Origin of the sequence: Acinetobacter sp. YH12099 (assembly GCF_013419195.1) — a bacterium.
In the GTDB taxonomy this organism is placed as follows: Bacteria; Pseudomonadota; Gammaproteobacteria; order Pseudomonadales; family Moraxellaceae; genus Acinetobacter; species Acinetobacter towneri.
The window spans coordinates 1-19,738 of record NZ_VPAP01000024.1; the positions used below are offsets into that span (position 1 = coordinate 1).

The following is a 19,738-nucleotide window of genomic DNA, read 5'->3' on the forward strand; positions in this document are numbered from 1 at the left end:
ATTCATATTGAACTGAACAAGGTTGTTGTAACGTTTGACAAGGCGCTGATCTAAGCGAGAGATGTTAAAATTGAAGAGCATGCTCTTCAATTTAACGCAAAACATGGAAATTGTGTAGATACCTATGCCTAGAAGGAGAGGGAATGTTCAAAATATTAGTTGACCACTACACTTTAGTGATTTGAAAGCTTAAAGTATCTATCTTAAAAAATTCCACAAATACATAAAAACATTTTTAACACTGTTTGGAAATAAGAATCCCCAAATAGCAAAAAAGAGTGATGATGCCAATACGATACTGACAGGACTGGTTTGTGTATTGATAAAGAGTCCCCAGACTGGAATTAAAATCAGTCCTAACACAGCCCCAGAAAGCGCATAAACAAATGCATGAATGATGCGATTTTCCATCTTATTTTCCTCTATTTTTATCGCAGTATAATCTATAAGCTCGGCTGTATGATTTATAGGCAATAAAAAACCCCTCAAAGAGGGGCATCGCGTGTAGTCATCTTTATTAAAACTTAAAGATATTCTACATTCACAATTTCATATTCCACTTCGCCTTGCGGAGTGACAATTTTGGCTTCATCGCCTTCATTTTTGCCCAACAAACCGCGTGCAATAGGCGAATTCACTGAAATTTTATTGATTTTAAAATCAGCTTCATCATCACCTACAATCTTGTAGGTTTTTTGCTCTTCGGTGTCTAGGTTTTCAATGGTCACAGTCACACCAAAAACCACACGTCCGTTTTGTTCCAATTCTTTAACATCAATTACTTGGCAAGCGCCTAATTTACCTTCGATGTCTTGGATACGACCTTCGCAGAAACCTTGCTGTTCACGTGCGGCATGGTATTCAGCATTTTCTTTTAAATCGCCATGTTCACGCGCTTCTGCAATCGCTGCAGTAATACGTGGACGTTCAACCGATTTAAGTTGTTGTAATTCTTGCTCTAAAGCGTGTTTACCTTCAGGCGTCATAGGATAACGTTGCATGTTGTCCCTCTTTAAAAATATTGAAGTCTATAAATGAAAAAAGCCCGCCACCCGAAAGGTGACGGGACTTTATTGAAATGTATTAACCTACAGTAAGATCTTGCAGGCGATATACATCCATTGGTAATTTAATCGCTAAGGCTTGGCATACAGCATCTGCGCCATTCAAGGTCGTGGTGTAATACACTTTACCTTGCAATGCAGAACGACGGATTGAGAATGAATCCTGCTGAGCCTGTTTGCCTTCAGAAGTATTGATGATGAGGTGAATCTCACCATTTTTCAAGCGGTCTACAATGTGTGGGCGACCTTCAGTCACTTTATTCACACGTTCACACTCAATACCTGCATCGGTGATGACTTTATGCGTACCACCCGTTGCAACAAGTTTGAAGCCAAAATCAGCCAATTGTTTTGCAATACGCGCCACATGCGGTTTATCTGACTCACGTACAGATAAGAATGCATGTTTTACTTCGCCTTCAGTTGGGATTCCTGGTAAGCGATCATTCGAGCCTAACACAGCTTTATAGAATGCTTCACCAAAAGTTTTGCCCACACCCATCACTTCACCTGTAGATTTCATCTCAGGCCCAAGCACAGGGTCTACACCAGGGAACTTGTTGAATGGGAACACAGCTTCTTTCACAGAGAAGTGTTGCGGAATAATTTCTTTAGTAAAGCCTTGTGCTTCTAAAGATTGACCTGCCATACAACGTGCTGCAACTTTAGCCAATGATTCGCCAATACACTTAGAAACGAACGGAACAGTACGTGATGCACGTGGGTTCACTTCTAAGATATAAACGTCATTGCCTTTCACTGCAAACTGTACGTTCATTAGACCAATAACGCCCAACTCTTTTGCCATTGCAACAGTTTGACGACGCATTTCGTCCTGTACTTCATCTGACAATGAATAAGGTGGAATTGAACATGCTGAGTCGCCAGAGTGAATACCTGCTTGTTCGATGTGCTGCATAATACCGCCAATCACCACATCTTTACCGTCAGATACGCAGTCTACGTCAACTTCAATCGCATCATCCAAGAAACGGTCTAACAGTACAGGTGCATCGTTAGATGCTTGAACTGCATCACGCAAGTAGCGTTTCAATTCTTCTTCGTTATACACGATTTCCATTGCACGACCACCCAATACATAAGATGGACGAACAACGAGCGGGTAACCCACTTTCGCTGCTTCTGCGATACCTTCTTCAGCAGATTTTACAATGCTGTTGTTAGGCTGACGCAATTGCAGACGTTGAATCATTTGCTGGAAACGCTCACGGTCTTCTGCACGGTCAATTGCATCTGGTGATGTACCAATAATTGGCGCACCTGCCTCTTCTAAAGCGCGTGCCAATTTCAATGGAGTTTGACCACCGTACTGTACGATAATGCCTTTTGGCTTTTCAGTACGTACGATTTCAAGTACATCTTCCAAAGTAATTGGTTCAAAGTACAAACGGTCTGAAGTGTCGTAATCGGTAGATACTGTTTCAGGGTTACAGTTCACCATGATGGTCTCAAAACCATCTTCACGCATTGCAAGCGCAGCGTGTACACAGCAGTAATCGAATTCGATACCTTGACCGATACGGTTTGGACCACCGCCAATCACCATGATCTTGTCTTTCGCTGAAGGATTCGACTCACACTCTTCATCGTAAGTTGAATACATATATGCTGTGTCAGATTCAAACTCTGCAGCACAGGTATCTACACGTTTATAAACTGGGGTTACGCCCAAGTTCCAACGGTGTTTACGGAATTGCTTTTGTGAAATTCCCATCAAGTTCGCAATACGCAAGTCAGATAAACCTTTACGTTTGAACGAACGGATGTTGTCAGCGTTTAGATCGCCAAAACCTAAAGTTTTGATTTCATTTTCAGTGTTCACGATGTCTTGAATTTGAATTAAGAACCAACGGTCAATTTTGGTCGCTTCAAAAACTTCGTCCAAGCTAAAGCCATGACGGAATGCGTCAGCCACGTACCAAATACGCTCAGGGCCTGGAACTTTTAATTCAACTAAAATTTTGTCGCGTGCGCCTTCAGCACCCACTTCAATTTGTTCGTCAAAACCACACGCACCAGTTTCTAAACCACGAAGCGCTTTATTTACAGACTCTTGGAAATTACGGCCAATTGCCATGACTTCACCTACAGATTTCATCTGTGTGGTTAAAGTCGCGTCTGCTTGCGGGAACTTTTCAAAGTTGAAACGTGGAACTTTAGTGACAACGTAGTCAATTGATGGTTCAAATGCCGCAGGAGTGGTACCGCCTGTGATGTCATTTTTCAGTTCATCAAGGGTATAACCCACAGCCAATTTCGCTGCAACTTTTGCAATTGGGAAACCAGTGGCTTTAGATGCAAGTGCAGATGAACGAGATACACGTGGGTTCATCTCAATCACAACCATACGACCAGTATTCGGGCAAATACCGAACTGAACGTTAGAACCACCTGTTTCTACACCAATTTCACGAAGTACCGCTAAAGATGCATTACGCATCAATTGGTATTCTTTGTCCGTCAAAGTTTGCGCAGGAGCAACGGTGATTGAGTCACCAGTGTGCACGCCCATTGGGTCAAAGTTTTCGATTGAACATACGATGATACAGTTGTCGTTTTTATCACGTACAACTTCCATCTCATATTCTTTCCAACCAATAAGTGATTCATCAATCAATAATTGTTTGGTTGGAGAAAGATCGAAACCGCGTTCACAGATTTCAAGGAATTCTTCTTTGTTATATGCGATACCGCCACCAGAACCACCCATGGTGAATGATGGACGAATAATCACAGGGAAGCCAAAGCGAGATTGAATCTCAAGTGCTTCTTCCATAGATTCAGCAATTGCTGCTTTTGGACACTCAAGACCAATTTTGCGCATTGCTTCATCAAACAATTTACGGTCTTCGGCTTTTTCAATCGCGTCTTTGGTTGCACCAATTAATTCAACATTGTATTTGGCTAAAATACCGTTGGCATCTAATGCAAGCGCACAGTTCAATGCAGTTTGACCACCCATGGTCGGAAGTACTGCATCTGGACGTTCTTTTTCAATGATTGCTGCAACAGTCTGCCAAGTGATTGGCTCGATATAAGTTGCATCTGCCATTGCAGGGTCAGTCATGATGGTCGCAGGGTTCGAGTTTACCAAAATAACGCGGTAACCTTCTTCACGCAGCGCTTTACATGCTTGAGCACCAGAATAGTCAAACTCACAAGCCTGACCAATAACAATAGGACCAGCACCAATAATTAAGATGCTTTTAATATCCGTACGTTTAGGCATTATTTCGCTCCTTAATTACTTCTTAGCGGCTTCAATAAGTTCGATGAAATGATCGAACAAGAGTGCGCAGTCATGTGGACCTGAACTTGCTTCTGGGTGACCTTGGAAGCTAAATGCAGGCTTGTCTGTACGATGAATACCTTGGTTTGTGCCATCGAACAATGAACGATGCGTTGAACATACATTGCTTGGTAAGGTGCTTTCATCTACCGCGAAGCCGTGGTTCTGAGAAGTAATCATCACTGTACCAGTTTCTAAGTTCTGTACAGGATGGTTTGCGCCGTGGTGACCGTGCGGCATTTTCATTGTTTTTGCACCTGATGCAAGTGCAAGAATTTGGTGACCTAAACAGATACCAAATACAGGAGTATTCGTGGTTTCTACAATTGTTTTTACAGCTTCAATTGCGTAGTCACATGCAGCAGGATCGCCAGGGCCATTTGACAAGAAAATGCCATCTGGGTTTAACGCAAGGACTTTTTCAGCAGGGGTTTGTGCAGGAACAACGGTTAATTTGCAACCGCGGTCTGCGAGCATACGCAGGATGTTGGTTTTGACACCGTAATCGTATGCAACCACATGATATTTAAGTTCAGGTTGAGTAAAGCCTTTGCCAAGTTCCCATGAACCTTCAGTCCATTCAAAACCTTCAGGGTCGCAGCATACTTTTGCAAGATCTAAGCCGTTTAGGCCGCCAAATGCACGTGCTTTTGCAATTGCTTCTTCTTCAGTGATATTTTCACCAGCAAGAATACAACCGTTTTGCGCACCTTTGGAACGTAAAATACGGGTCAATTTACGGGTATCAATATCGGCAATTGCAACAACATTGTGTTGTTGTAAGTATTCGCCTAAAGATTGAGTAGAACGGAAGTTACTGTGTAATAAAGGCAAATCACGGATAATTAAACCGTTTGCCCATACTTTATGAATTCGACCTGACTCAACATCTTCATCATTGCAACCAGTGTTCCCAATATGTGGGTAAGTTAATGTCACAAGTTGTTGTGCATAACTCGGGTCGGTCAAAATTTCTTGATAGCCAGTCATGGCAGTGTTAAAAACGACTTCACCAGTCGTGCTTCCCGTTGCACCGATAGACGTACCTTTAAAGATTGTACCGTCGGCGAGGGCTAAAATGGCGGGGGTGCTCAAACCAAAGCTCCTGAACTAAAACCACAAAAATAGGGCTGTAAAAAAGCGAGTAGACGAAAAAAAAGGAAGGTCAATATTTAAACCTACCCTCCTATGTCTGCTCGCTTGAACTTAACATTGCATTATACGCATGAACTCGCCAAAAGTCCATTGTGAATCTAACGAATATGTAAGATAAAAGACTTGCTTTTTTTGCTAGGTTTATGTTTTAGCGTGTAGTCCAAATGTAAGCAATCTACGATTGTTAGACAATCCAAAACCCATTTGAGTCTAAATTGCCTTATGCTTAATTTATAGACAACAACGACCTTGGGTAAAAGCGAATGACTGAACAAGATAAATCAGCCACTGAACCACAAAACAGTGCAATCAAAGCAGTAAGTGAAGGCGCTGAAAGGCTTGAAAAAGTAACGCATGATGCCAAAGAGCAGGTGCTTGATGTAGTTGCGGAAACGCAAGAAAAACTTCAAGCCGAAGCAAAACAACTCAATGCCAGCGTGCAAGAGCAATTGGGTCAGTTAAAGCAAGATGTGTTGCAAAAAATTGAAGCTTTAAAAGCACAATTTGGTAGTTCACCTAAAGATTTAGGCGAATTAAAAGACTTTGTAAAAACTGAATTTAGCGCAATTATTGAAGATCTTTCTAAACTTGGTAAAGAGTTGAAAGAAGATGTCAGCAGCATTTCAGTAAAACACAAAGACCAATTGGCTGAAACGTTTAAGCGTTCTAAAGAGCACACACTAGAAGCGTGGAAAAAAGTAAATCCATCAAAAACTGAAACTAATGATGAAACTGATCAAGCATAATCCAGTTTAATCTGTTGCTGATTCAGCCATAAAAAAAAGTGAGGTCATGCGCCTCACTTTTTTATTTAAATTTCTTGCTCAAACCAAAAACTAGTTGTTTCAATCTAAACTACTATTAATCACAGTTAGAACTGATGTAGCCAATCGCGCTTATTGTGAAAATCGGCGGCAGGGCTGCTGTGTTGCATGGCATAAAATTGCTCGCCTTGACTGGTTTTGAGCACAGCCGTCAGCCCAATAAACAAATCTGTCCATTTCAGTTTATGTTTCAGCATAAATTCGGTTAAATCCAAACTGACATTTAAACCATAATGCGTACGTTTTAGCTGATTCAACTCAATATCATAAGCGGCCACGGGTGGCATTTGCTCAGGATAACGATATTCTTCAAAGGCATAGGCTTGCCAAGCTTGAGAAGGGGAGAGATTGATTTCACGATAAAAATCTTCGCCCTGAACGCCAATGAAAATTTCAAAGCAGGTCTGTTCCCACAAAAAGTCCTGACGCGGATGTGAAGCCACCAATGCAGGCCATTCGACCCATTGATTCGGATCACGCAGCCAATAACCTACATTTAAGCTAAACGGACTTTGTTGTTCAATTGCACCGACCAAAGAAATCGCTTGAAACTGACGATCAAAGGCGCTGAGTTCGTAACTTGCCATATAAGCTTAGTTAGACAAATGAGCGTGACGAACTAAATTTGACAACTTGGCATTTTGTTTTGCTGCTTTTTTATAAAGTAAAGCAATTTTACCAATTGTTTGTACCACTTCAGAACCTGTTGCTGCAGCAATTTCAGTAATTACAGCTGCACGTACTTCACGGTCTTCACCACCAATTTTAACTTTAATCAATTCGTGATCGTTTAAAGCACGGTTGGTTTCTTCAATTACATTTTCAGTCAAACCTTGACCGCCAACCATCACTACAGGGTTAAGTGCATGACCAATTTGACGTAAACGCTTGCGTTCCTGAATAGAGAGAGCCGCCATAAAGATAACCTAATTTTAAAAACGGCTTAGTATAACAAAAGCCAATTTGAAACGCTGTAAATTCTATGCAAATAATCCGCGATCTTGCAGCAGTACAAAAATATCAAAATTGAACATTTGCTTAGGTTTATCCATTAGTGATGAGTGTGGTTTTTTATGCCACAGTACAGAAATAAGCGATGGATTTAATAGAAAAAACTTGTCAGTTATTGGCATTTAGATACAGATGTCTACTGCAAGCTTGCTAATTTTCACGTACAATCGCAATTTAGATGGCTATTCGTTACTAAGAGAGTTATGGCAACACGCATTACCAACCAAAAGTTATCCAAAAGTAGTCGTGCGTGGATGAGAGAGCACCTAGATGATCCCTTTGTGAAAAGAGCGCAAAAAGAAGGGTATCGTGCACGTGCTGCATACAAACTACTTGAGATTCAAGAAAAATATAAACTGATCAAACCGGGCATGACGGTGGTGGACTTAGGTGCAGCACCAGGTAGTTGGTCGCAAATCGCAGGGAAACTTGTCGGCGACAAAGGTTTGGTGATCGCTTCCGATATTTTGGAAATGGACGCACTACCAGATGTGACCTTTTTACAAGGTGACTTCCGCGAAGAAGAAGTTTTCGAAAAATTGTTAAATATTTTAAACGGACGCACGGTAGACGTTGTAATTTCCGATATGGCCCCCAATACATCAGGTAATAAAGCTGTAGATCAACCGCGTCAAATTTACTTATGTGAGTTGGCTCTCGATTTTGCCAATCGCGTATTGGGACCTAATGGTCAGTTTGTGGTCAAAGTGTTCCAAGGTTCGGGATTTGACGAATTTCGTAAACAGGTCGTGGACAGTTTTGATGTGTTAAAGACAGCAAAACCCGCTGCTTCACGGGCGCGTTCCAAAGAAGTATTCCTTATTGGACAAGGACGTAAAAAAGCGTCTAAATAAAGTTTACTTGCCAAGCCGTTAAAAATTGTGCATTTTGTACGTTTTTAATGAATTGTCTAGCTGATCTTCAGCTTTTTGAATGAAAGGTCACCCAGTAACGGGCATGATCAAATTAGATTGATATGGGAATAAAGCTTTGAGCGATCTCTTCAAGAATGCCGTATTGTGGCTGATTATACTTGGTGTGCTGATTCTAATTTTCAGCAACATCAATAACAGTGAAAAGCCAACTGCAATGAACTATTCAGAGTTCGTTACAGCGGTGAATGCTGGTCAAATTAAGCAAGTCACAATTGATGGCGAAAGAATTAGTGGCGAAAAAGTCAACGGCTCGTCCTTTGAAAGCATTCGTCCAGCAGTTCAAGACCCTGAACTGATGCCGAATCTGATTAAAAACAACGTTGTTGTTGAAGGTACTGCACCTCAACGTCAAGGTTTGTTAATGCAACTATTGATCGCAAGTTTCCCTGTACTTTTAATCATTTTGTTATTCATGTTCTTTATGCGCAACATGGGTGGCGGTGCAGGTGGTAAAAACGGCCCGATGAGCTTTGGTAAATCTAAAGCCAAAATGTTGTCTGAAGACCAAATTAAAGTCACATTTGCCGATGTAGCAGGTTGTGACGAAGCAAAACAAGAAGTGGTTGAAATTGTAGATTTCTTAAAAGACCCTGCTAAATTCAAGCGTTTAGGTGCAACTATTCCTAAAGGTGTGTTGATGGTAGGTCCACCGGGTACAGGTAAAACCTTATTGGCCAAAGCCATTGCAGGTGAAGCCAAAGTACCATTCTTTAGCATTTCTGGTTCTGACTTCGTTGAAATGTTCGTGGGTGTAGGTGCTTCTCGTGTTCGTGATATGTTTGAGCAAGCTAAACGCCATGCACCATGTATCATCTTTATTGATGAGATTGATGCGGTAGGTCGTCACCGTGGTTCAGGTACAGGTGGTGGTCACGATGAACGTGAGCAAACACTTAACCAAATGCTTGTTGAAATGGACGGTTTTGAAGGCAATGAAGGCATTATTGTTATCGCTGCGACAAACCGTGCCGATGTACTGGATAAAGCTTTATTGCGTCCAGGTCGTTTTGACCGTCAAGTCATGGTTGGCTTGCCAGACATTAAAGGTCGTGAGCAAATTCTGAATGTTCACTTGAAAAAACTGCCTTCAGTTACAGGTGTAGATGTCAAAGTCTTGGCACGTGGTACACCAGGCTTCTCTGGTGCGCAATTGGCGAACCTTGTGAATGAAGCTGCATTGTTTGCTGCCCGTCGTAATAAAAATACGGTGGATATGCACGACTTTGAAGATGCTAAAGATAAGTTGTATATGGGCCCTGAACGTAAGTCGATGGTGCTGCGTGAAGAAGAACGTCGTGCAACGGCTTATCATGAAGCAGGTCATGCGATTGTTGCTGAAATGCTGCCGGGTACAGACCCTGTGCATAAAGTAACGATTATGCCGCGTGGCTGGGCATTGGGTGTGACATGGCAATTGCCTGAACATGACCAAACTAGCCATTATAAAGACAAAATGCTGAACGACTTGTCTATCTTGTTTGGTGGTCGTATTGCAGAAGAAGTCTTTATTAATCAAATGTCGACAGGTGCATCGAATGACTTTGAGCGTGCGACTAAATTAGCACGTGCGATGGTGACCAAATACGGTATGTCTGACAAGTTAGGCGTAATGGTCTATGAAGACGATACACAACAATCATTCATGGGTAGTTTAGGCAGCCGTACCATTTCTGAAGCCACCCAGCAACAAGTGGATGCTGAAGTTCGTCGTATTATTGATGAGCAATATAAAGTTGCCCGCGATATTTTGGAAAATAACCAAGACATTGCCCACGCAATGGTAAAAGCATTGTTGGAATGGGAAACCATTGATCGTGACCAAATCCGCGACATTATGGAAGGTCGTGAGCCACAGCCACCGAAAGTGTATATTGCAGACAATCCTGTGATTGATGTAACACCAACTGATGGTCCAAGCACACCGCCACCATTACCAGCGAGCTAATCAGTTCACATAATGTTAAAAAGAGTCTTTGTATAAAGGCTCTTTTTTTATTCGTGTGGTTTATGCGCCGTTGCAACAGGAATATTGGTAATGTTGAAGCGCACTGAAAAGAATTCAACATCTTCAAAATTACCCTTGTTAAAATAAGCTTTTCAAATTGAAAGGAAGACCAGCATGCAGCTGATGCCATTACCCAAGCGCGTATTGCAATGTGGACGTTTGCGTTTAGATTTATCTCAGCCGCATGTGATGGGAATTCTAAATGTGACACCAGACTCGTTTAGTGATGGTGGGCGACATAATGAAAAAGATGCTGCTGTGGCGCGTGCTTTGGAAATGATGGCAGAAGGTGCAACCGTGATTGATATTGGCGGCGAATCAACACGTCCAGGAGCTAGTCCTGTGAGTGTAGAAGAAGAAATTCGTCGTGTGGTTCCTGTGGTAGAAGCCTTATCTGCTTATGATGTGGTACTTTCGATTGATACGTCACAGCCCGAAGTGATTCGTGCTGCCGTAGCTGCAGGGGCGCATATCTGGAATGATGTACGTGCGCTGACCCGCCCCAATGCGTTGCACACAGCCGCTGAGTTAAATATTCCCGTGATTATTATGCACATGCGTGGTGAACCGACTACCATGAACAATTTAGATCAATATGATGATGTCACAGCAGATGTGATTGCAGAATTGCAGCAACGTGTCGCTGATGCTTTGGCGGAAGGGGTCAAGCCTGAAAATATCATGATTGATCCGGGTTTTGGTTTTGCTAAAAATGCACAACAGAACTTGAAATTGTTAAATGAGTTGTATCAACTGAATGGTATGGGGTATCCAATTTTATCGGCATTGTCTCGTAAACGCTTTATTGGTGAAGCTTTGGGTGGGGCAGAGCCAACACAGCGTGCAGTTGGTTCTGTAGCGGCACATTTACTCAGTATTCAGCAAGGTGCTTGTATGGTGCGTGCGCATGATGTTAAGGCTATGTCTGATGCCATTAAAGTCTGGCAAGCAATGCTGTTAGCAAATTAATCGCTGTTTATAGATTTGGGGCGAAGCTAGAATTAAAGCCCTGCTTATGCTATATAGGCACGCTTGAATCTCTGTATTTTTGAGTGCCTGTATGTTTGCAGATTTACTTCTCCCGATGTTTGATGATGAATTTTATCCTGATATTTTAGTTGCTGAGTTAAAACAACTGATTCAACAGTTTGCAAAACACGTGTCTAAATCCAATTTATCTGAAACCGATATTTATCATTTTGCTGATCAGACCGTGCAAGCCATCAATAAAATGAAACCACAATTTGAAGATCTGGATTCAGATTTGGACGATACCGCAGCAGATTATATTGCTGAGGCGATGATGATGGTGCTGCAAGATCAAGGCTATTTCGAGATTGAAATGGAAGAGTTGATTGCAACGAGAGAGTGGTGATAGGTCACTCTCTTTCAGCTTTAATTTATGGGTGATTCAATAAATCATCTAAAACATCATCCAAATGGCAACTTTGCTGTGTATGTAGTTCTGCAATTTCCCGAACATTCAACGTATATAGCCCATTATGTTCATTCGGCTGTGCAATTAAATTGACCCAAAACTTTGTATTTTGTTGCAGCAAAGTTTTGAGTTGCTTTTCTTCTTCAGGATTTTGGAAATTTAATAAATATAAATTGTTGCCTAAGCTGCAACGACGTAATTGTAATTCTTGATTTTTATATTGCAATGTTCCTGCAAAAACATCATAAAATTCTGCATCAGTTTCAATTGGGTTTACGGATTCGGTTGCTGACTCAAGGCTGGGATTTTGTGCATGGCTTGCAAAACTGAGCAAGCAGCATAAACAGATCACCCATTTGAAAGAGAAGATAAAGCGTTGTAGAGACATTTCAAATCATCGGCACATAAGTGTTATCGTTTTCAATATTATATTTTTTAGGCATAAAAAAACCAGCTTAATGCTGGAGTTCTTTATTTGCACCATTTGAATGATTTGATTCATTAAAATGGTGCCCGAGGCCAGACTCGAACTGGCACGCTTTGAGGGCGGGGGATTTTAAATCCCCTGTGTCTACCGATTTCACCACTCGGGCATGTGCGCAATAATAGAGGACGAAATAAATCTTGGCAAGTAAATTTATTTACAATTGCTTTCTTTTCAATCAATTCAACTTATTAGCTTGAAAAAAGTTCGGTTTGCAGTATATTTCTGCTGTTTGTCATCAATATTTCATGAATTTGAGATCAAAGCGAAATCATAAATTTCTATGTTGAGCGCTCAAGAAAAATAAAAGGAATATTCATGAACATTCGCTTAACTCGCCGCGAGCTGATTCAAAAAAGTTTGGCTGGTTTTGGGGCGTTGTCATTGCCAGTCGCATTAACTGCATGTGGTGATGACAATGAAAATACAGCAGAAAATGCATTAAAGGTGCAGTTTTTGCATGGTGTCGCCAGTGGTGATCCGCTGCATGATCGTATCATTTTATGGACACGTGTAACGCCAAGTGACATGGCAGCATGCATTGAAGTGGTTTGGGAAATTGCCAGCGATGAGGCGTTTAAGCAATTGGTAAATACTGGCAAAGTACAAACCAGCGCAGCGCAAGATTTTACTGTTAAAGTGGACGCAGATCGTTTACAGGCAGGGACTAAATATTATTACCGTTTCCGCTTTGGTAATACGGTTTCTGCTATAGGACAGACCAAAACCTTGCCACAACGCAGCGATCAAGTGAAATTTGCGGTCTGTTCTTGCTCGAACTATCCCGCAGGTTATTTTCATGTGTATAAAGAAATTGCACAGGAAAACAATCTGGATGTGATTATTCACTTGGGTGATTATATTTATGAATATGGACAAGGTGGCTACGCGACTGACGATGCAAAACAGTTAGGACGTACCTTTGCTGCAGACAATGATAAAGAAATTATCAAGTTAGATGATTATCGTAAACGTTATGCTTTATATCGTACCGATGCTGATTTGCAGACTGCTCACCAACGCCATCCATTTATTGTCATTTGGGATGACCATGAACTCAGTAATGATACTTGGGAAGCGGGTGCAGATAATCATCAAGAAGGTGAAGGCAGCTTTATAGAACGTAAAATTGCCGCATTACAGGCTTATTTCGAGTGGATGCCAATTCGTCCAGTTGCAGAAAATGATCATTTGAATATTTATCGCCAGTTTGATTTTGGTGGTTTGGTGAATTTGATGATGCTGGATACGCGTATTTTGGCGCGTCATAAGCAATTAGATTATGCTAACTATATGACGGCAGAAGGTATTGATGCTGCTAAATTTCAGGCAGATTTATTTAGTGATCAACGCACATTGATGGGTGGAGTTCAACGAGAATGGTTGCAAAAGCAGTTGGGGCAGTCTAAGGCTACTTGGAATGTTTTGGCTCAACAAGTGTTGATGGCGAAAATACTGATTCCACAAGAACTGTTATTGCCTTTAGCGAAAATCACCAATGGTGATCAGCAACCTGAAACACTTGCACAAATGAAGCAGAAAATTACAGAATTGGTCACGCTGAAATTGCGTTTAAAAGCGAATGATCCAACTTTGACAGCAGTAGATAAGGCACGTTTGTATGCGGTTGCACCTTATAACCTCGATGCTTGGGATGGTTATGCCTACGAGCGAGAAGTTGTGTATGGGACATTGCAGCAACTTGGGAAAAAAGCAGTGGTGTTGGCAGGTGATACTCACAATGCTTGGGCTGCAACCTTGCATACACATGAAACAAATCATAAGGTTGGGTTGGAATTCGCGACCAGCTCGGTATCATCGCCCGGAATTGAGTATTACTTAAATGTGCCTGCAGACGAAATGGCAGCGTTGGAATATGCCTTTCAAGAACTGATTGATGAACTGGATTATTGCAACTTAAATCAACGTGGTTATTTAACGGTGACTTTTGATCGTGCGCAAGTGGTTGCAGATTGGAAGTTTATAGATACGGTTAAGGCACGTGAATACAAACTCGATGATACGCGTGGTCATCAACAGAAGTATGGTGTAGACTTAAAACCAATCATTGATGTCGCTAAAACTGCTTAAAATTGGTGTGATATTTACAGAAAACCGAGTCTAAGTTGCTCGGTTTTTTTTGATGATTAAGCGGAGGTTTTTAATCGAGTTTATCTTGAATATAACTGTCTAAATCTATGTATTTAATGCTTTTACATAAATTGTGTTCAACCTGCATCAGTTGTTGATGTAACTGAATTGCATGTTGATATTGCTGATTCAATTGGGCAAAACGAGGGCTATTTTTATTGGAAAAATACATCCGATATTGAATTTTAGCAGCTTGACGATATGACCAATACGCAGCACGGCGAAATTGCGTTAAGCAATATTTTCGTTCAAGGCTTATGTGGTCACGGAACATATTCTCTTTATAGAAACGTACAAAACCAAAACTGATGCAGAAAAAGAATAAAATCCCTTGCAGAATTGCACTCTGAAAATAGGCGAAATTTACCGCTTGTAGCAGAATCAATACTGCTATTTTTATGGTGGCATGTTGCTGTAGTTGATACCACGATGCCGAACTGTGTTTAATTTGATACAACACATAAGGTAGAAGCAGCATAAAACCTAACATGATGGCTAAAATCGCCAATGCCTTGGCTTGAAAGGCATCGTACTGCGTTACAAAGTTTTGAATCCCGTGCGCCAGACTGATTGAAATAGGAATAAAAATCAGGCAGGCCAAGACCCATGGAATCATTTCTTTCCAATCATCCAGCATGCCTTTGCTTTGAATAAAACCATAAAACAAAATATTTCTTTTAAATGCAGCAGGGTATTGTTGTTGCAATTGCTGCAAATCAAGAAGCGCTTGTTTAGGGTTCATAGAGGCATCATTGAATATTGAATAAAGAGGGGAAAACCTAAAATTTAGGCATAAAAAAACCAGCTTAATGCTGGGTTCTTTATTTGCACCATTTTAATCTATTTTAAAATGGTGCCCGAGGCCAGACTCGAACTGGCACGCTTTGAGGGCGGGGGATTTTAAATCCCCTGTGTCTACCGATTTCACCACTCGGGCATAGTTTTACAAGATTGGAGGCGGAGGTCGGAATCGAACCGGCGTCCACGGAGTTGCAGTCCGCTGCATGACCACTCTGCCACCCCGCCGCGTCTTGTGATGCGTATATTAGCAAGCTCTGAAAAAAAAACAATACTATTAAATGAGCAGATGCACATTAATTCGACATATAGAATAAAATAGTCTAAATAATCATGTATTATTTGCAAAATTGATTCATATCAACATTTGGAGATGTGCCGTGGCATTAATTTTAGACGGTCGTGCATTGGCAAAACAAATTGAAGCTGATCTGTTAACACGTGTAGAAGCGTTAAAAGCAAAATCAGGTCGTACCCCAATTCTAGCGACTATTTTGGTCGGTGATGACGGTGCATCTGCAACTTATGTACGCATGAAGGGCAATGCTTGCCGTCGTGTGGGCATGGATTCTTTAAAAGTAGAATTGCCAACAGAAACCACCACAGAACAATTATTGGCAGAAATTGAAAAATTGAATGCCAATCCTGATGTGCATGGTATTTTGTTGCAACATCCAGTTCCTGCGCAAATTGATGAGCGTGCTTGCTTTGATGCAATTTCGCTTGAAAAAGATGTAGACGGTGTGACTTGCCTTGGTTATGGGCGCATGGCGATGGGTGAGGCTGCTTATGGTTCTGCAACGCCAGCAGGCATTATGACCATTTTAAAAGAAAACAACATTGAAATTGCAGGCAAACATGCTGTTGTTGTAGGTCGTTCAGCAATTTTAGGTAAACCAATGGCTGCGATGCTGCTTGAAGCCAATGCAACGGTAACAACTTGCCATTCACGTACACAAAACTTGGCAGACTTTGTAAAACAGGCCGACATTATTGTAGGTGCTGTTGGTAAAGCAGAATTGATTCAAAAAGACTGGATTAAGCCGGGTGCGGTAGTGGTTGATGCCGGTTTCCATCCACGTGATGGTGGCGGTGTGGGTGATATTCAACTACAAGGGATTGAAGAAATCGCTTCTGCATATACGCCTGTACCGGGTGGTGTTGGCCCAATGACAATTACGACATTAATTCGTCAAACGGTTGAAGCTGCTGAGAAAGCTTTAGGTTAAGTCTATTCTCCCTCTCCTTTAAGAAGGAGAGGGGACTTTTTTTAAATTAAAACGAATAAAAAACCAATGAGCTGTACCTTTCAATTTCTTCAAGCGCCTGAGCATCTTATACACGCTTTGCATGATGTGATACAAAATTGTGAATTGCAGGCTCAGCAGTTGCCAGAAACCGCTATTTCACTGTGGCTTATTCCGCCTGTATTTCCTACCGATAAGCTTGATGATGAAGTGATTCGTCGTATTTGGAATGATACGCCGTACTGGATTTTCTGTTGGGCTTCTGGACTCGCTATGGCGCAATGGTTGCTGGCAGAGCCGCAGCATGTCAAAGATAAGGTGGTTTTGGACTTTGGCTCAGGTTCTGGTGTGGTGGCTATTGCGGCTAAAATGGCAGGTGCAAAACGAGTGATTTGCTGTGATATTGACCCAGTGAGTCTGGCGGCTTGTCGTGCCAACGCAGAATTAAATGATGTCGCGCTTGAGTATTTAGATGACCTGTATCAAGCCGAGCAAGTGGATGTATTGTTGGCAGCAGATGTGTTGTATGACCAATGCAATCGTTTCTTTTTAGATGAATTTTTAAAGTTTGCACCCGAAGTGTGGGTGGCAGACAGTCGTGTGAAAAATTTTAGCCATCCACAATATATAAAAATAGATGAACGCAGTGCGACCACATGGCCTGATTTAGATGAAGCCAAAGAGTTTCGTAATGTGAGTTTTTATAAGACGCGATAAATCATCACGTCTTATATTTTAGATATTGTCGTTATATAAAATTAAGAACAGCTATAACGCACAATACGCAATGTGCTCGGGCGTGCATCTAGGGCTTGACGGGTGGCATAGTTTTCGCTGCTGTGTAATTCAGGTGTGTTCGACAAGCCAATAGAGGTGCGGCTTTGACCAAGTTGACGGCCATACGGGTTTTGTTGATGCGCAGCAGGATTGGCAATTTCATTAATACTTAATACACGCAATTGATAGGTTTTATGTGCACCTAGCTCTTTCTGGCAAGCACGTTGTAATTTGTTTTCATCACGTTGTTGATTCTGACGGCCTGCAAGGGTGTAAGCTAAAATAGCAGTATTTGCTGTTTTACTTTCAACTTTATATCCAACAAAGCTATTTTCACTTTGTTCAGGCAGGCTTTGACAAGCAGATAAACCTAACCCAAGTCCCGTCATAGCCAAAATAATCATTGTATTCTTCATGGTTTTATTCATGATCATGTCTCATGTTTTGATGTCATTTCATTCTTGTTTTAAGTATGCCATAGCTGAGTGGACAAAGCATGGCTTTGTTGGTGATGTGGTAGGCTGTCTATATTGGGGGTGATAAGTGTGTTTTGATGATGTCATGTTTTTACCTTGAATCTTCGTATTATTTAGTATTTACACATCAGCGGGGGATGTTGAAGCTGGAATGTTGATGTTTTTAGCAACTAAAATATTAGGGCAATAAAAAAGGTCACCGAAGTGACCTTTTCTTAGCAATCAGCGTTGAATTACGCAGATTTAACCGCTTCAAGTAAAGCAGCTTGACGTGCTTTCAATGCAGCAGGTAGGCGCTCACCAAGTTTGTTGAATAACTCAGTGTGGCTTTCTAACTCTTTGATCCATTGTTCTTTGTCTTGCGCTGTTACAGTTTCAAATTGCTCTTTAGAGAAATCTAAACCAGTCCAGTTCAATTGCTCATACGTTGGAACAAAACCAATTGGAGTTTCAACAGCTTCTGCACGACCTTCGCAACGATCAATGATCCACTCAAGTACACGCATGTTTTGACCAAAACCAGGCCATACGAAGTTGCCTTCTGCATCACGACGGAACCAGTTTACGTTGTAGATACCTGGTAATTTGTTGCCTGCAGCTTTTGCTTTTTCGCCAACTTTCTCACCCATTTCTAACCAGTGAGAGAAGTAGTCTGCCATGTTGTAACCAGCAAATGGAAGCATTGCAAATGGGTCGCGGCGTACAATACCTTGTTGACCAACGGCTGCTGCAGTCGTTTCAGAACCCATAGTTGCAGCTTTATATACGCCATCTACCCAGTCAAATGCTTCTGAAATTAGAGGCACTGTGTCTGCACGACGACCACCGAAGATGAACGCTGAAATTGGAACACCTGCTGGATTTTCCCAGTCAGCATCGATAGAAGGGCATTGACCTGCTGCAACAGTGAAGCGCGCATTTGGATGAGCTGCTTTTTCTGCGCCAGTATGTGGTTGACCTTTCCAGTTGGTTAAGTTTGCAGGAACTTCTTTAGATAGACCTTCCCACCATACTTCGCCGTTGTCAGTCACAGCAACGTTGGTATAAATCACGTCTTTGTGCAGAGTTGCCATACAGTTCGGGTTAGTCTTGGTGTTTGTACCAGGAGCAACACCGAAGAAACCAGCTTCAGGGTTAATTGCATATAAGCGACCATCTTCACCTGGTTTGATCCAAGCAATATCGTCACCTACAGTTTCAATTTTCCAGCCTTCATAACCTGCAGGTGGAATTAACATCGCAAAGTTGGTTTTACCACATGCAGAAGGGAATGCTGCTGCGATGTAGTGTTTTTCGCCTTGTGGATTGGTCACGCCTAAAATAAGCATGTGTTCTGCTAACCAGCCTTGTTCACGGCCCATTGCAGAAGCAATACGAAGCGCTAAGCATTTTTTACCCAATAATGCATTACCGCCGTAACCAGAACCATATGACCAGATTTCACGAGTTTCTGGATAATGTACGATGTATTTTTCTTTGTTACATGGCCAAGCAACGTCTTTCTCGCCTTCAGCCAATGGTGCGCCCACAGTGTGTACGCAAGGAACAAATTCGCCATCTGTGCCCAATACGTCATAAACAGCTTTACCCATACGAGCCATTTTAGACATGCTGACAGCAACATAAGGAGAGTCAGTTAATTCAATACCGATGTGCGCAATGTGGCTACCTAATGGGCCCATAGAGAATGGAACCACATACATGGTACGACCAGCCATTGAGCCGTCGAATAAACCGTTTAATTTAGCGCGCATTTCAGCTGGCGCTTCCCAGTTGTTTGTCGCACCAGCATCTTCTTTGTTTTCAGAGCAGATGTAAGTACGGTCTTCAACACGAGCAACGTCAGAAGGATCAGAATTTGCAAGGTACGAACCAGGGTGTTTTTCTTGGTTTAATGCTTGCATGGTGCCGTTAGCGATCATCAAGTCGATTAGACGTTGATATTCTTCTGCGCTACCGTCACACCATTCAATTTTTGCTGGTTTTGTTAACTTTGCAATTTCTTCAACCCATGCAATAAGCTTAGGGTGACGAACGAATTCTGGTGCGTTCACTTGGGTCAT

The 19,738-nt window shown here is 41.8% G+C and carries 18 protein-coding genes and 3 tRNA genes; 8 read left to right on the forward strand and 13 right to left on the reverse strand.

The genetic code is table 11. From position 1 onward, the window contains the following. Positions 1 to 198: 198 nt before the first annotated feature. The 4 genes from FTU39_RS11755 to carA form a co-directional block, all read right to left on the reverse strand. Positions 199 to 411, reverse strand: a complete 213-nt coding sequence (locus FTU39_RS11755; protein WP_004972171.1) for a hypothetical protein — start codon at positions 409 to 411, stop codon at positions 199 to 201. Positions 412 to 524: 113 nt separating this feature from the next. Next, complete coding sequence (greA, locus tag FTU39_RS11760; protein ID WP_004972169.1) at positions 525 to 1,001, reverse strand: transcription elongation factor GreA; 477 nt, start codon at positions 999 to 1,001, stop codon at positions 525 to 527. A gap of 82 nt (positions 1,002 to 1,083) precedes the next feature. Beyond that, positions 1,084 to 4,314 (reverse strand): carbamoyl-phosphate synthase large subunit, encoded by a 3,231-nt coding sequence (carB, locus tag FTU39_RS11765; RefSeq protein ID WP_004972166.1) that lies wholly within the window; start codon positions 4,312 to 4,314, stop codon positions 1,084 to 1,086. A gap of 15 nt (positions 4,315 to 4,329) precedes the next feature. Then, positions 4,330 to 5,469, reverse strand: coding sequence for a glutamine-hydrolyzing carbamoyl-phosphate synthase small subunit (gene carA / locus FTU39_RS11770; protein WP_154320968.1), 1,140 nt, complete (start codon positions 5,467 to 5,469; stop codon positions 4,330 to 4,332). Positions 5,470 to 5,792: 323 nt separating this feature from the next. On the opposite strand from carA, the gene FTU39_RS11775 reads away from it, so the two are divergent. Then, the gene (locus FTU39_RS11775; protein ID WP_167845852.1) at positions 5,793 to 6,275 is read left to right on the forward strand and encodes a hypothetical protein; all 483 of its coding nucleotides are present in this window, start codon (positions 5,793 to 5,795) and stop codon (positions 6,273 to 6,275) included. A 125-nt stretch (positions 6,276 to 6,400) separates the two neighbouring features. On the opposite strand, the gene FTU39_RS11780 is transcribed toward FTU39_RS11775, so the two are convergent. Beyond that, complete coding sequence (locus FTU39_RS11780) at positions 6,401 to 6,940, reverse strand: DOMON-like domain-containing protein (protein ID WP_019836762.1); 540 nt, start codon at positions 6,938 to 6,940, stop codon at positions 6,401 to 6,403. 6 nt (positions 6,941 to 6,946) lie between these two features. Beyond that, a complete protein-coding gene (gene yhbY / locus FTU39_RS11785; RefSeq protein WP_004972158.1) occupies positions 6,947 to 7,270 on the reverse strand; it encodes a ribosome assembly RNA-binding protein YhbY in 324 nt (107 codons plus the stop codon). Between the two features lie 297 nt (positions 7,271 to 7,567). Here yhbY and rlmE point away from each other — a divergent pair, with 297 nt between their 5' ends. The 4 genes from rlmE (at position 7,568) to FTU39_RS11805 (ending at position 11,679) form a co-directional block, all read left to right on the forward strand. Beyond that, on the forward strand, positions 7,568 to 8,218 hold the full coding sequence (gene rlmE, locus FTU39_RS11790) for a 23S rRNA (uridine(2552)-2'-O)-methyltransferase RlmE (protein WP_004972157.1): 651 nt from the start codon (positions 7,568 to 7,570) through the stop codon (positions 8,216 to 8,218). 136 nt (positions 8,219 to 8,354) lie between these two features. Continuing rightward, the gene (ftsH, locus tag FTU39_RS11795) at positions 8,355 to 10,244 is read left to right on the forward strand and encodes an ATP-dependent zinc metalloprotease FtsH (RefSeq protein ID WP_004972155.1); all 1,890 of its coding nucleotides are present in this window, start codon (positions 8,355 to 8,357) and stop codon (positions 10,242 to 10,244) included. 174 nt (positions 10,245 to 10,418) lie between these two features. Continuing rightward, positions 10,419 to 11,273: a dihydropteroate synthase gene (gene folP, locus FTU39_RS11800; RefSeq protein WP_207973931.1), complete on the forward strand. Its 855-nt coding sequence runs from the start codon at positions 10,419 to 10,421 to the stop codon at positions 11,271 to 11,273. Between the two features lie 91 nt (positions 11,274 to 11,364). Further along, the gene (locus FTU39_RS11805; protein WP_131260668.1) at positions 11,365 to 11,679 is read left to right on the forward strand and encodes a DUF5713 family protein; all 315 of its coding nucleotides are present in this window, start codon (positions 11,365 to 11,367) and stop codon (positions 11,677 to 11,679) included. A gap of 25 nt (positions 11,680 to 11,704) precedes the next feature. Here the strand turns inward: FTU39_RS11805 and FTU39_RS11810 are convergent, their stop codons facing one another. Then, the gene (locus tag FTU39_RS11810) at positions 11,705 to 12,130 is read right to left on the reverse strand and encodes a hypothetical protein (protein WP_167845853.1); all 426 of its coding nucleotides are present in this window, start codon (positions 12,128 to 12,130) and stop codon (positions 11,705 to 11,707) included. A gap of 119 nt (positions 12,131 to 12,249) precedes the next feature. After that, positions 12,250 to 12,335 (reverse strand) — tRNA-Leu (locus FTU39_RS11815). Between the two features lie 209 nt (positions 12,336 to 12,544). On the opposite strand from FTU39_RS11815, the gene FTU39_RS11820 reads away from it, so the two are divergent. Then, positions 12,545 to 14,317: an alkaline phosphatase gene (locus FTU39_RS11820; protein WP_179988553.1), complete on the forward strand. Its 1,773-nt coding sequence runs from the start codon at positions 12,545 to 12,547 to the stop codon at positions 14,315 to 14,317. 70 nt (positions 14,318 to 14,387) lie between these two features. Here FTU39_RS11820 and FTU39_RS11825 read toward each other — a convergent pair whose 3' ends face one another. The 3 genes from FTU39_RS11825 to FTU39_RS11835 all read right to left on the reverse strand — a co-directional run bounded on the left by FTU39_RS11825 (position 14,388) and on the right by FTU39_RS11835 (position 15,403). After that, the gene (locus FTU39_RS11825; protein WP_180052215.1) at positions 14,388 to 15,119 is read right to left on the reverse strand and encodes a hypothetical protein; all 732 of its coding nucleotides are present in this window, start codon (positions 15,117 to 15,119) and stop codon (positions 14,388 to 14,390) included. Positions 15,120 to 15,228: 109 nt separating this feature from the next. Beyond that, positions 15,229 to 15,314, reverse strand: a tRNA-Leu gene (locus tag FTU39_RS11830). A 15-nt stretch (positions 15,315 to 15,329) separates the two neighbouring features. Continuing rightward, positions 15,330 to 15,403: transfer RNA gene (locus tag FTU39_RS11835), tRNA-Cys, on the reverse strand. Positions 15,404 to 15,555: 152 nt separating this feature from the next. Here FTU39_RS11835 and folD point away from each other — a divergent pair. Both folD and FTU39_RS11845 read left to right on the forward strand, forming a co-directional pair. Further along, a complete protein-coding gene (gene folD, locus FTU39_RS11840; RefSeq protein ID WP_104488415.1) occupies positions 15,556 to 16,404 on the forward strand; it encodes a bifunctional methylenetetrahydrofolate dehydrogenase/methenyltetrahydrofolate cyclohydrolase FolD in 849 nt (282 codons plus the stop codon). 66 nt (positions 16,405 to 16,470) lie between these two features. Next, positions 16,471 to 17,139: a methyltransferase gene (locus tag FTU39_RS11845; RefSeq protein ID WP_180052216.1), complete on the forward strand. Its 669-nt coding sequence runs from the start codon at positions 16,471 to 16,473 to the stop codon at positions 17,137 to 17,139. 41 nt (positions 17,140 to 17,180) lie between these two features. Here FTU39_RS11845 and FTU39_RS11850 read toward each other — a convergent pair whose 3' ends face one another. Both FTU39_RS11850 and FTU39_RS11855 read right to left on the reverse strand, forming a co-directional pair. Continuing rightward, positions 17,181 to 17,615 (reverse strand): hypothetical protein, encoded by a 435-nt coding sequence (locus FTU39_RS11850; protein ID WP_180052223.1) that lies wholly within the window; start codon positions 17,613 to 17,615, stop codon positions 17,181 to 17,183. Positions 17,616 to 17,908: 293 nt separating this feature from the next. Further along, positions 17,909 to 19,738 (reverse strand): phosphoenolpyruvate carboxykinase (GTP), encoded by a 1,830-nt coding sequence (locus tag FTU39_RS11855; RefSeq protein ID WP_004972137.1) that lies wholly within the window; start codon positions 19,736 to 19,738, stop codon positions 17,909 to 17,911.

What these genes read in the sequence shown, in the direction of transcription:
- FTU39_RS11805 (WP_131260668.1), top strand. Translation starts at nt 11,365, where the DNA reads ATGTTTGCAGATTTACTTCTCCCGATGTTTGATGATGAATTTTATCCT.
- greA (WP_004972169.1), bottom strand. Translation starts at nt 1,001, where the DNA reads ATGCAACGTTATCCTATGACGCCTGAAGGTAAACACGCTTTAGAGCAA.
- FTU39_RS11780 (WP_019836762.1), bottom strand. Translation starts at nt 6,940, where the DNA reads ATGGCAAGTTACGAACTCAGCGCCTTTGATCGTCAGTTTCAAGCGATT.
- carB (WP_004972166.1), bottom strand. Translation starts at nt 4,314, where the DNA reads ATGCCTAAACGTACGGATATTAAAAGCATCTTAATTATTGGTGCTGGT.
- FTU39_RS11755 (WP_004972171.1), bottom strand. Translation starts at nt 411, where the DNA reads ATGGAAAATCGCATCATTCATGCATTTGTTTATGCGCTTTCTGGGGCT.
- FTU39_RS11845 (WP_180052216.1), top strand. Translation starts at nt 16,471, where the DNA reads ATGAGCTGTACCTTTCAATTTCTTCAAGCGCCTGAGCATCTTATACAC.
- FTU39_RS11810 (WP_167845853.1), bottom strand. Translation starts at nt 12,130, where the DNA reads ATGTCTCTACAACGCTTTATCTTCTCTTTCAAATGGGTGATCTGTTTA.
- FTU39_RS11825 (WP_180052215.1), bottom strand. Translation starts at nt 15,119, where the DNA reads ATGAACCCTAAACAAGCGCTTCTTGATTTGCAGCAATTGCAACAACAA.
- FTU39_RS11855 (WP_004972137.1), bottom strand. Translation starts at nt 19,738, where the DNA reads ATGACCCAAGTGAACGCACCAGAATTCGTTCGTCACCCTAAGCTTATT.
- FTU39_RS11850 (WP_180052223.1), bottom strand. Translation starts at nt 17,615, where the DNA reads ATGAAGAATACAATGATTATTTTGGCTATGACGGGACTTGGGTTAGGT.
- rlmE (WP_004972157.1), top strand. Translation starts at nt 7,568, where the DNA reads ATGGCAACACGCATTACCAACCAAAAGTTATCCAAAAGTAGTCGTGCG.
- folP (WP_207973931.1), top strand. Translation starts at nt 10,419, where the DNA reads ATGCAGCTGATGCCATTACCCAAGCGCGTATTGCAATGTGGACGTTTG.
- yhbY (WP_004972158.1), bottom strand. Translation starts at nt 7,270, where the DNA reads ATGGCGGCTCTCTCTATTCAGGAACGCAAGCGTTTACGTCAAATTGGT.
- FTU39_RS11775 (WP_167845852.1), top strand. Translation starts at nt 5,793, where the DNA reads ATGACTGAACAAGATAAATCAGCCACTGAACCACAAAACAGTGCAATC.
- FTU39_RS11820 (WP_179988553.1), top strand. Translation starts at nt 12,545, where the DNA reads ATGAACATTCGCTTAACTCGCCGCGAGCTGATTCAAAAAAGTTTGGCT.